The 10,480-nt window shown below is 46.1% G+C and carries 11 protein-coding genes and 5 pseudogenes; 6 read left to right on the forward strand and 10 right to left on the reverse strand.

Annotated elements, in window-relative coordinates; genetic code table 11:
* A pseudogene (locus FDW87_RS21265) lies at nucleotides 1–327 on the forward strand (IS3 family transposase); the annotation flags it as partial.
* A gap of 608 nt (nucleotides 328–935) precedes the next feature.
* Here the strand turns inward: FDW87_RS21265 and FDW87_RS21270 are convergent.
* Together FDW87_RS21270 and FDW87_RS21275 are read right to left on the reverse strand one after the other, a co-directional pair.
* Nucleotides 936–1,277 carry a transposase gene (locus tag FDW87_RS21270; RefSeq protein WP_252362905.1) on the reverse strand — a complete coding sequence of 114 codons (342 nt, stop codon included), beginning with the start codon at nucleotides 1,275–1,277 and terminating at the stop codon, nucleotides 936–938.
* Between the two features lie 19 nt (nucleotides 1,278–1,296).
* A complete protein-coding gene (locus tag FDW87_RS21275; RefSeq protein ID WP_252362906.1) occupies nucleotides 1,297–1,422 on the reverse strand; it encodes an IS110 family transposase in 126 nt (41 codons plus the stop codon).
* Nucleotides 1,423–1,850: 428 nt separating this feature from the next.
* Here FDW87_RS21275 and FDW87_RS00480 point away from each other — a divergent pair.
* Nucleotides 1,851–2,084: pseudogene (locus FDW87_RS00480) on the forward strand (type II toxin-antitoxin system ParD family antitoxin).
* A pseudogene (locus tag FDW87_RS21285) lies at nucleotides 2,027–2,259 on the forward strand (site-specific integrase); the annotation flags it as partial. The pseudogenes FDW87_RS00480 and FDW87_RS21285, both read left to right, overlap by 58 nt.
* 340 nt (nucleotides 2,260–2,599) lie before the next feature.
* Here FDW87_RS21285 and FDW87_RS00490 read toward each other — a convergent pair.
* The 7 genes and pseudogenes from FDW87_RS00490 to FDW87_RS21300 form a co-directional block, all read right to left on the reverse strand.
* Nucleotides 2,600–3,589, reverse strand: a complete 990-nt coding sequence (locus FDW87_RS00490) for a RepB family plasmid replication initiator protein (RefSeq protein WP_137379354.1) — start codon at nucleotides 3,587–3,589, stop codon at nucleotides 2,600–2,602.
* A gap of 667 nt (nucleotides 3,590–4,256) precedes the next feature.
* A complete protein-coding gene (locus FDW87_RS00495; protein ID WP_137379356.1) occupies nucleotides 4,257–5,012 on the reverse strand; it encodes a TraX family protein in 756 nt (251 codons plus the stop codon).
* 659 nt (nucleotides 5,013–5,671) lie between these two features.
* Nucleotides 5,672–5,941 carry a hypothetical protein gene (locus FDW87_RS21290; protein ID WP_252362907.1) on the reverse strand — a complete coding sequence of 90 codons (270 nt, stop codon included), beginning with the start codon at nucleotides 5,939–5,941 and terminating at the stop codon, nucleotides 5,672–5,674.
* 34 nt (nucleotides 5,942–5,975) lie between these two features.
* Nucleotides 5,976–6,245, reverse strand: a complete 270-nt coding sequence (locus tag FDW87_RS23245; RefSeq protein ID WP_371415023.1) for a thermonuclease family protein — start codon at nucleotides 6,243–6,245, stop codon at nucleotides 5,976–5,978.
* A gap of 3 nt (nucleotides 6,246–6,248) precedes the next feature.
* Complete coding sequence (locus FDW87_RS23250; RefSeq protein ID WP_371415024.1) at nucleotides 6,249–6,446, reverse strand: thermonuclease family protein; 198 nt, start codon at nucleotides 6,444–6,446, stop codon at nucleotides 6,249–6,251.
* Nucleotides 6,447–6,619: 173 nt separating this feature from the next.
* Nucleotides 6,620–6,811 (reverse strand): hypothetical protein, encoded by a 192-nt coding sequence (locus tag FDW87_RS21295; protein ID WP_252362908.1) that lies wholly within the window; start codon nucleotides 6,809–6,811, stop codon nucleotides 6,620–6,622.
* Nucleotides 6,812–6,817: 6 nt separating this feature from the next.
* Nucleotides 6,818–6,982, reverse strand: a pseudogene (locus tag FDW87_RS21300) (DNA-binding protein); the annotation flags it as partial.
* Nucleotides 6,983–7,068: 86 nt separating this feature from the next.
* On the opposite strand from FDW87_RS21300, the pseudogene FDW87_RS00515 reads away from it, so the two are divergent.
* Nucleotides 7,069–7,209, forward strand: a pseudogene (locus tag FDW87_RS00515) (phage integrase family protein); the annotation flags it as partial.
* Nucleotides 7,210–7,398: 189 nt separating this feature from the next.
* On the opposite strand, the gene FDW87_RS21305 reads toward FDW87_RS00515, so the two are convergent.
* A complete protein-coding gene (locus tag FDW87_RS21305; protein WP_252362910.1) occupies nucleotides 7,399–7,647 on the reverse strand; it encodes a hypothetical protein in 249 nt (82 codons plus the stop codon).
* A gap of 365 nt (nucleotides 7,648–8,012) precedes the next feature.
* Between FDW87_RS21305 and sopA the strand changes: the two genes are divergently transcribed.
* Both sopA and FDW87_RS00530 read left to right on the forward strand, forming a co-directional pair.
* Nucleotides 8,013–9,179 carry a plasmid-partitioning protein SopA gene (sopA, locus tag FDW87_RS00525; protein WP_080860532.1) on the forward strand — a complete coding sequence of 389 codons (1,167 nt, stop codon included), beginning with the start codon at nucleotides 8,013–8,015 and terminating at the stop codon, nucleotides 9,177–9,179.
* Nucleotides 9,179–10,147 carry a ParB/RepB/Spo0J family plasmid partition protein gene (locus FDW87_RS00530; protein WP_137379355.1) on the forward strand — a complete coding sequence of 323 codons (969 nt, stop codon included), beginning with the start codon at nucleotides 9,179–9,181 and terminating at the stop codon, nucleotides 10,145–10,147. Before sopA ends, FDW87_RS00530 begins: the two co-directional genes overlap by 1 nt.
* Nucleotides 10,148–10,480: the final 333 nt, after the last annotated feature.

The raw sequence follows: 10,480 nt of genomic DNA on the forward strand, positions 1-10,480 counted from the left end.
CGTATTCGCGGGCTGGAAAAGCAAGTTTTCCAGCCTGGAAGGTCAGAATACGACATAAAAAAGGCTACTGCGTTCTTGATGTCCGACTCGCTGAACGGTACTCAATAGTTGACAGACACTCGGCTGTCAGCCTTTGCTCCGCTTTGGGAATACATCGTAGCAGTTACCAATACTGGAGAAAACGACGCGACCAGGTTAAACCGGTACACATCAGGTTGAGCAGCAAGATACGCCGGGTATGGAACCAGAGCGAGTGCTCTGCAGAGTGCGAGCACTCGCTGCTCCAGAACGGTGTCCCGATGAGCACGTTACCGTGCTAGTAGTCTAAGGCTGACACTGGAAGAATCAGAAAACAGATATCGTTACTTACTGTAAAACCCTGACCAATATTACTTGACCATGTATGGATGCCCAGGGTGATGCAAGTACTGGTTTGATGCGGTTTGCGACCATATATCCGGCGTTGTTAGTAGGCTCAATGACCTGCGCCGTGATGTTATCCGAGCTCTGTTTCCTAATCACGACACCGTTATTTATTACCTAGGTCAACTTCAGGCTGTTACAGGGAGGGTAGCCGCTATCTCATCAGTGCCAGCAAACTCTGTTAAAAATTCTTTCTGTAACTAGCTGTTTTTATTTAATTCATCGCAACGGCCTTCTGCATATTAAATTCAATAGCATCGGTCAAAACACGCCTGATGATTCTCGCCCACTTGCGAACTGTTTGGCATCAACTTCGCTGATAAACACGGCAGTAATCAACGGGCCTACACCTAGGATTGTTAATAGATGGCGGTACGCCATTTGTTGTGATGACAGTGCTGCAATTTCGTTGTCCAGATTGGTAATTCGTTTATTTAATACCGGCACATCTTCCCGCAGCGAAGACAACAGTCGACGAAGAGTGAATGTCAGGCTATTTGATGCATCTTCAATCAGCTCCGGTAGCTGTTGCTGGAGACGCCGAAAGGAATAGTGAAACCATATTCAGTGAGCAGAGAACGAAGCTGGTTGGTCAGCGCCGTTCTCTGCTCAACCATCTGTGGACATGTGTTCCGAAGCGCTTTGATATCCTGCTGTTCTGTATTTTTTACAGAAACAAAGTGAATATCCGGACGAAATGCTGTCTCGCAAATTGCCAACGCATGATTGGCATCATTTTTCTGGCTACGGATAAAAGCTTTTACGTGTTGTGCGGGAATGAGTCTGACACAATAGCCCACAGATGCGAAGGTTCTCCCACAAAAATGTGAAGTGGTGCAGTTCTTCCATAGCAACAAGAGCTCCAGATTCAAACTACCGGATAGTATCCAGCAATTTAGAATGAGAGATTTTTTTGTTCCATGCGACGGAGCCATCGACCATCCAGACGCAGACCTGAAAAACGGATTTGGCGATATCAATACCAACAACTCTGCTCATGTGATTTACTCCCGTAACAAACGCAGACAGTAAAAGTATGGCACTGGCTGCTTCAGGGAAGGGAGTCAATCACTGCACGAACTGGGTGAATATATCAATGGCCTACTCTTCTAACTGCATATGACTTAATTTCTCCAGACTGATACTGAAATTATTATTATCCGTATATTAAGTCAGCTTCAGGATGCCGGCCGTCATCTCAACTGGCAGTAGTCAGCAACCACATTATGCTGCGTGAAAACTGTCAGGGTTACAGAGGTGTCCAGGTGAGAATTCACGTAGCCCCCCCCTTCTTCCCTGTTTCCTTTTGGTCCGCTCCAGTCTGTCCTAGCATTACCCATTTCTCCCAAATGCGCAGTACTGGGCGCGCTGTTAAGTATCTAATAAACTGAGTGTAAGATTTAAACTTACAATTATGGGGCATGAATATGGCCAGAACAATGACTGTGGTTCTTTGAAATGAAGTCCGAGAGATTCATAGAATCTCTCATCGAATCAGGTGATTATCGTACTCAGAGTGAAGTAATCCGCTAGTCACTCGTCTCCTGCGCGAAAAACAGGCAGAGTCACGTCTCCAGGCCCTGCGAGATTTACTGGCAGAAGGCCTGAGCAGCGGCATCACATGGTGTTCGCCACCATGTGGGACACCGGCATCCGTATAGGAGAAGCCCGGACGCTGACCCCGGAGATCATTTAATCTCGACGGGCTGCGGCCCTTTGTGCGGGTACTGTCTGAAAAAGTACGGGCGCGACGTGGCCGCCGCACCGAAAGATGAGGTCCGTCTAGTCCCGCTGACCGATATAAGCTATGTCAGGCAGATGGAGAGCTGGATGGTCCCCCCCCTTCTTATGTTACAACGTCACTCACCACAGCTTATATAAACAGTGGTAAGTAAATCTTCCCGGAGATAAGCTGTAGTGAGTGAAATAAACTGTAGCAGGCAATATAAGCTATAGCGAGCAGATGCCGGTTTATGGTGGGCATGACGGGTTCGCAGTGCTCCGGCAGTAACAGGAATGCTTTTCTGAAGAGGTTGTGGATCAGAAAGGATATGCTTCCGGTATGGGCTGCTCTCATCACTGCTTATATAAGCTGTAGTGAGCAGAACACTCACCAGAGGCAGTAATATAAGCTGTAGTAAGTAAACATAGATGGATTACTCACTACAGCTTATGTTCAGCGGGATTTGAAGAGTTTTTCCAGATCATCAAGCGTGATGCCCAGCTTCTCGAGGAGTTTCAGTTTTTCAGCCATCTCCGGTCTGACATCACCCGATGTGGCAGGCAGCTGTGGGTTCTCCGCACTCTCATCATGAGGAGGCTTTAACTTGGGCCGGCGGTAGTGAATGCAGAAGAGTTTTGTGCGTCCCCGCTGGATTTCAGTGTAATCCAGATAGCCAATCTCCCGGAGCTGCTCCATGGCACGCCTCACCGTCTGGTTCTGTGAGAATACAGGGGATTTCAGGTTCAGACGGGCCCGCAGACGCGCCAGTGATATCGGCGCCGGATCCCGCGGCAGACTCTCTATAAAAGTATAAAGGGCCTGAGCGGACTCCCGGCGCTTCAGGGCGTTGATGGCCTTGAGCTGCAGCAGGACTTTCCGGTCAAACTGGTAAAGTTCAAACAGGCGTGGATCGGCCTGCAGCTGAACGATATCTTTTTCCGTATCATAGTAAGCAGACTGCACCAGATGCGTGATGTACTCTTTAGTGTGCTTCTCAGTTGTGCGGGAAAACGAAATCACTGTACCCGCAATACGCTTAAGTGAAGGGCTGATACGCTCCCGAAGCTTACGTGATGACTGACTGGAGGGGATGCCGCAAAGTTTGGCAAATTCGACAAACGGCAGCTCAACTTTATCGCCGATAACTTTATGCCGGGCAAAGGAATGGATCACCCCTACCCAGGTCTTGAAGTCATTATCCATATCCAGGCGGGGGCCAGTGATCTCGACCTTATCAAACCCTTCGGCCCTGGCGAGAGACAGACGCGTCAGTTCTTCCGTCGCATCAGTACGCGAAAGCGTGTTCTTTTTACTGTTTTTCAGTGATTTGAGGGTGGGAACAAACACCCCAAGCCGCATCAGTGCCACAGGCTGCACTGTATTAGCTGCATTAGGAGTGAGATTTACGACTTCACCGGAGGATTTATCCACCTCTTCAAACAGCTTTTTTATGTCCAGATTGTCCTTGTCCAGAGTGCCTCCGATCGGTGGATAGTTTCAGAATAAAATCAGCCACTGTTCTCATGTTATGGCCTGTAAAGCGCCAGACAACTGGCTTCAGTTTATGCACAGCCCTGATGAATTGTCAGGAGATATACTCACTGTAGTTTATATTACTGGCTCATTACAGCATATCCGGTACATGATACAGCTTATTCCATACCAGTTACAGCTTATGATTAACCTGCTACAGCTTATGTGATCATGCTCCAGGCTCAATGCTGACGCGGCCTTCAGAGGTGTCGGGATCTTCTTTGGATCTTACAGGGATCGCTTTAAGGATCTTATTTCTGGATCGAATGACTGTATATGTGGATAACCTGCTGAGCAGCAAGGCAATTCAGATGGTTCTACAATGTTCACCTGCCGTAACTCCAGTGCGTACCTGCTTCCTTCAGCTTCTGTGTTATTGCGCTTCCTCGCCGGTTCGCGGGCTTACACCCGGTCACCGGACTGCGGCGAGCACTGATGTATTTATAGCAATATTTATATACAGAAGTCTTCAAACCGCTAATTTGTTACAACGACACTAACCAACTATAGCGATCAAATTCCTACTGGCTCTTTAAGGATAAGGATGGTCTGTGTACTGTTGTGGATCTTCTTTCCGTCAAGCACCTGCAAGAAACGCTATAAAAAGATGCCCTATATAGGCAAAGTAAAAAAAACGAGCTGGCATAAATCGCGAGCAGTTAGCGGAGCTTACACTGGCAGCCAGTGATATCACCATCAGGGGTAAGAATACAGTCGGGAGTGTGGCAAACAACAGGATGTCAGCTGGCTGACCAAGTATATGTGAAATACCATTCAGACTGCAAAGTGACAGCAGGGATACGATAATACCGATCCGGTACATCCAGTAACCCTGCCCGGAGTAAACTAATACCAGACCTGTCGCCAGCATAATTCCGGCAAGGCCGTAACTTGCCGGTTGTAATGGCCACACCATTAAAGCAAGAAGCAGTACACCACTGATTACACCTTTTTCTCCATGCCTGTACTTCAGGGCAAGCATCTGTGTAACGCCTGCGAAAACGAACAGAATGTTCAGCGCATACCACGGCTCGTGATGGCGGAAAGTCAGGCTGAAGACTGGCTGAGTGATAAACGCCCACATCCATAACCTGTTTGCTCTTTTCTGAAGACGTTCAGGTGTGCGTTGTACATTCATCGCCCAGATGAGTGTGAACAGTGGGAAGGCCATCCGTCCGACCGCATAAAGGAGAAGGTCGGGATTTGTCAGAAACAGAGTGTTGACGTGATCCACAAACATGGCCAGCAGAGCGACCAGCTTCACTACATCCAGAGCTGCGGGATTCATTGCAACCGGAAACAGGGGCGCTGGATTTATCCTGTGATTCAACATAGGCAGGTTCACTTTGTAATTTTTCATGTTTACAGGTACTGTTAATCCAGTTTTGTACCCAGAGCCAGAAAGGCCGTCCAGTCTGTAATGTTGCTTTGACTTTGATTTTTTCCAGAATTTTACGAACGGCAAACTCTGATTTGTCCTGTAATATTCTCATGGCACCGTTTCTGTCCTTATTCTGTAGGCAGATATTTAATGTATGAAATTCATTCATCCTCTTCATTCCCTGAACTCACTACAATTAGCAGTAAGGGAATTATAATTTTCATGAATGTCATGTGTATTTTAATAAGCTCACATTATTAAAAATGTGTTTTCTAAAATTATATTTAGAATTATTTATATATTAAGCATTGTTAATCACTAATAATAACTCATAGATATATGATTCTGAGTTTAATAATTTAATGTCAATTTATATATGTTGCACAGCTAACTGTTTTTACTTTGAGTATCTGCATGCTGAATACTGTATTTTTCACGCAATTCCGTAGCAACGGGTTTCCATTTTTTAGCCCACTCTTCATCAAGACGGCCCTCCGAGGCAATCTTGAGAGCAACGGCATAAGGGGTACGCCCCTGCCTGTCAGACAGCCAGAGTATGTGATTATCGATTTCAGAATCCGGTAGTTCATCAATAATCGAATGGATCAGTGCTAAATCGTCAGCCGTCCAGATCTTCCTGTACGAGGGAAAACCAGATCGGGTTCGCGGGGTTTCTTTTCTGCTTTTTCGACCTTAGCTATTATTTTCGCTTCTCTGGCCTCCGTCATCTGCCGAATTCGTTCTTCAAGACCTCCCAGAGTGGCAACCGTTCTTACCATGTTTTCTTTTTGTTCACTGTTTAACAAGTTATCATCACAAATAAGGGCATTGAGTGTATCAATTAAATTATCCAGTCGGGTTTGTGTCAGCTTCACTGTCATTTTTAACTCACTTATTCGCTGTCGGATTTATTAATTATTTATCAACTTTATGTTGACCCCTACGCCATAACCAGGGTTCAGTTTGTGACGGGGAAGACCACAGTCCGGCACGACTTTTTTTAGCCTCATTTTCTATTTTTTCATATTCTGAAATACTTATCTGTCCTTTGAATATGTAGGCCCATGCCATACCCTTCTGCAACTGGACAGCATTGATATCAGTTTGCCCTGACCAGACAGTTCCCAGAAGTCTGCCATATCGATCATATTCCTCGCCAGTGATACTGACATATTTTTGTGACACCAGCTAACTCAGGGACTGGCGTGAACGCTGGCCAAATGGTTGTTTTTTTTCGGGAGCATCAATACCAGCCAGTCTGACCCGACTGAGTGCTCCGCTGTTCTGCAAGACTTCAATGGTATCTCCATCCAGCACACGAACGACCCTCCCGGCAATATCTGCCTGGGCACAAAAAGTGACGAGTATCAGTGTGATAAAAGCCATAGACCTGGTATTTCTTGTACTGCACAAACAATCCATATTTTGTCTTCCTGTTCGGCAAGTCAGGTCGTGTTGTGATATATAACCGCAGTTAAATTATCACTTTTTTATCATCAGTCACGATTGCTGCCGTCCATCAGATATTTTGCCAGCGTCTGGCTGGCCAGCTCCAGCAGCTAAGCCTGCAGGGCGCGGTTTTCTTCCCTAACGCCCTTCAGTTCTGCCTTCGTTTCCTTCAGCTGTGCTGCTAGGTGCTCGCCGGTTGCCGTCAGGCGGGCTACCTGATCGCGCAGCGGCAGCGCCTCATCCCGCAACTGCCGGATGCCCTGCTGCAGGCGGTCAGATTCTGCCTGCACTTCACGCAGCACCGCCAGCTAGCTTTCCAGTTCGGCCACTTTCGCCAGCTCCGCGTTGCGCTCCAGGTCGGCCTGTTGCAGCTCTGGTGGGAACTGGAAGGTTTCTTCCCGGGCCTGTTCGCGCTGCCGGGCGCGGAACGCGCGCATCGCCGGAGAAATAGTGGCCAGGGAGCCGCCGCCGAGGTGGTCGCGTACCTAGACGTTAGTCGGCTTCGGGGAGCCGGCCGCGATGAGTGCTGCTGCGGCGTCCTCGATGCGACGGACCATTTCGGGGGCTCATGGGATATAAATTGATAAGCTCGACAGAAGTCTACACGAAGGTATTTGCACTCGATGTGGCTGCATGGCACAGGGTACAGTTCCAGATGCCAGAGACTGATGCGGTGGCCATGTTGAAAGCCAATGTATGAAATCTGTCATTCATGACTTGATGAAAAGATCTGTCCGGGGCTTTGACATCCTCCACGGCCTTGAAGGACGAGGTTTTGCGGCGCACCTGGTAAAGAACAGCAGACACCCCGGAAGGTGTCTGTTGTGTTCTGTGCTTCTTGCTTTATTTCAGTATCACGACAGGAGTAGTTTCCGCATCAGATATGTAATCATGAACCGTAACTGTCTATTCTTGTTAAGAAAAATACCACGTTTATAATCAGCAACGTGACTGAGCCTAATGCCCATAATATGGTTGAGGTTATGCTCCAGACCCGGGTCTGTTCCTGTACTTCGGTAACCCTCAGAGAACGGTTTACAACCCTGAAGTAGGCATCGTTAAAGTAGGAGAACATGAAAGAGCCAATCGTACAGCCCAGACCGGCAATGATTGGGTCAACGCCCAGTATACCGATCATCGGAGCGGTGATGCTGGCCGCGGTACCAGGACCCCTGGATAAGGCGGATAAGCGTGGACAGGAGTAAAGGCAACAGTACACCGGGAACGCCAATTTTAACGATATAACCTGCAATCATATTGGCGGCACCGGAATCCCTCAGAACCTCACCGATATGCTGAAAAGTGGCTTTCTGTAATTGCAGGTCTGACGTTTAGCTAATGGGAAAACTCTATTGTGAGTTTTCCTTGCCGTGCTGTAGTAAAGTGATTGGTTTGTGAACAACTTTGCAGTTTTGTCTTTGCTTTGCATTTTTTTTGGTTGCTTTGCACAAAATTTCAAGATTTAATCAATTAATGCAAAGTTGATCACGAAGGATATTTGAAATGGGACTTATGGATACGCTTAATCAGTGCATAGCAGCTGGTCATGAGATGACAAAGGCAATAGCTATCGCACAATTCAACGATGACAGCCCTGAAGCCAGAAAAATTACACGTCGCTGGAGAATTGGCGAGGCTGCTGATTTAGTTGGTGTATCATCTCAGGCTATCAGGGATGCCGAAAAAGCAAGCCGCCTCCCCCATCCTGATATGGAGACTCGAGGCCGAGTTGAGCAGCGAGTTGGTTATACCATTGAGCAAATTAACCACATGCGAGATGTTTTTGGTACTCGTTTACGTCGCCCTGATGATTCTTTTCCCCCTGTGGTTGGTGTCGCAGCTCATAAAGGTGGAGTATATAAAACATCAGTTTCCGTACATCTTGCACAAGATCTTGCACTGAAAGGTTTACGTGTATTGTTGGTAGAAGGCAATGATCCTCAGGGTACAGCCTCTATGTATCATGGATGGGTACCAGATCTTCATATCCATGCTGAAGACACGTTACTCCCCTTCTATCTTGGCGAAAAAGATGATGCCAGCTATGCCATAAAACCAACATGCTGGCCTGGCCTTGATATCATTCCTTCCTGTCTGGCTTTACATCGAATAGAAACGGAGTTAATGGGGAAATTTGATGATGGTAAGCTTCCAACAGATCCACATCTGATGCTTCGTCTAGCTATAGAAACAGTTGCTCATGATTATGATGTTATTGTTATAGATAGTGCTCCTAACTTGGGTATTGGTACTATTAATGTTGTCTGCGCTGCAGATGTTTTAATCGTTCCCACACCGGCTGAGTTATTTGATTATACTTCAGCCCTTCAGTTCTTCGATATGCTTCGTGATTTGCTTAAAAATGTAGATCTAAAAGGTTTTGAGCCAGATTTCAGAATTCTTTTGACTAAGTACAGTAATAATAATGGCTCACAATCTCCTTGGATGGAAGAACAGATAAGAGATGCTTGGGGCAGTATGGTACTAAAAAATGTTGTCAGAGAAACCGATGAAGTCGGTAAAGGACAAATCCGGATGAGGACGGTTTTTGAACAAGCTATTGATCAGCGTTCTTCTACTGGGGCATGGAGAAATGCGCTTTCAATTTGGGAACCTGTTTGTAATGAAATTTTTGATCGCCTAATTAAGCCTCGTTGGGAGATTAAATAATGAAACGTGCGCCTATCATTCCAAAAAATGTAGTAAGTCCAACTACTCCGGTTGAAACTGATGTTTCAACTACTTCGGCCGCTCCTATGGTGGATTCTTTAATTGCTCGAGTCGGCGCCATGGCCAGAGGAAATTCAATTACACTTCCCGTTTGTGGACGAGATGTCAAATTCATACTTGAGTCTATACCAGGGGATACTGTTGAAAGTGCTTCCTATATTTGGTCGGGTAATGAACGAGATCAGGAGCTACTGACCGAGGACTCCCTAGATGATTTGATACCCTCTTTCCTTTTAACAGGTCAACAAAATCCAGCTTTTGGACGTCGGGTTGATGGACTTATAGAAGTCGCTGATGGAAGTCGCCGGCGTAAAGCAGCGATATTGACTTCCTGTGATTACAGGGTTTTGGTGGGGGATCTTGATGACGATCAGATGGAGGCTTTGTCCCGTCTTGGCAATGATTATCGTCCAACAAGTGCGTATGAGCGTGGTAAGCGTTATGCGTATCGGCTAGAACATGAGTTTGGCGGCAACATCTCATCGTTATCTGATGCTGAGAATATATCTCGTAAAATTATTACTCGTTGCATAAATACAGCTCGATTGCCTAAAACTGTTGTTGCCCTTTTCAGTCATCCTGGGGAGTTATCTGCACGAGCTGGCGATTTGTTATTTAAATCATTTACTGGTAAAGAAAAACAATTATTACAACAGGCTGAATTATTACATGACCAGAAAAAATCTGGAGTTATGTTCGAATCTGATGAAGTTATATCCTTGCTAACTGAGGTCCTAAAGGAGACTTCTTCAGACAAAAGAGTACAAAGCTCTCGGCATCAGTTTGCTCCAGGAGCGTCGGCTTTGTATAAGGGGGATAAAATTGTTGTTAACTTAGATAGGTCTCGCATATCTGCAGATTATATTGAGAAAATTGAAAGTATTCTTAGAGAATTAGAAAAACAATAGACTCAGGCAAAAGTCTTCTTCTTTATTAAATGCACCCTGCAATAACAACTTTTTCTTTCCTTATGTTGATCATTTTTAGTCTGGATGACTTATTTCATCCAGACTATTTTTCTACTGAAAAGTTAATTCTGAAAGATTTGTTTTTATAATTATTTATTAACATTATGCATAATCTTGCTGATGTTCTAAGCACTTCTGTCGTAGTCAGATGGTTATCTGGGACCATGGTCCCACCCGGACCTGCCACTATCTGATGCTATCTGGGACCGTGGTCCCACTCAGTTCTGCCGTGGTCAGATGGTTATCTGGGGTCGTGGTCCCACACAGTTCTGC

The sequence above is a fragment of the Citrobacter sp. wls826 genome (genome assembly GCF_005281245.1).
GTDB classification, from domain to species: domain Bacteria; phylum Pseudomonadota; class Gammaproteobacteria; order Enterobacterales; family Enterobacteriaceae; genus Citrobacter; species Citrobacter braakii.

Coding starts and splice junctions, on each gene's coding strand:
- FDW87_RS21275 (WP_252362906.1), bottom strand. CDS start 1,422: ATGAGCAGAGTTGTTGGTATTGATATCGCCAAATCCGTTTTTCAGGTC.
- FDW87_RS00495 (WP_137379356.1), bottom strand. CDS start 5,012: ATGTTGAATCACAGGATAAATCCAGCGCCCCTGTTTCCGGTTGCAATG.
- FDW87_RS21290 (WP_252362907.1), bottom strand. CDS start 5,941: ATGACAGTGAAGCTGACACAAACCCGACTGGATAATTTAATTGATACA.
- FDW87_RS23250 (WP_371415024.1), bottom strand. CDS start 6,446: ATGGCTTTTATCACACTGATACTCGTCACTTTTTGTGCCCAGGCAGAT.
- FDW87_RS21305 (WP_252362910.1), bottom strand. CDS start 7,647: ATGATCGGTATACTGGGCGTTGACCCAATCATTGCCGGTCTGGGCTGT.
- sopA (WP_080860532.1), top strand. CDS start 8,013: ATGGGACTTATGGATACGCTTAATCAGTGCATAGCAGCTGGTCATGAG.
- FDW87_RS00530 (WP_137379355.1), top strand. CDS start 9,179: ATGAAACGTGCGCCTATCATTCCAAAAAATGTAGTAAGTCCAACTACT.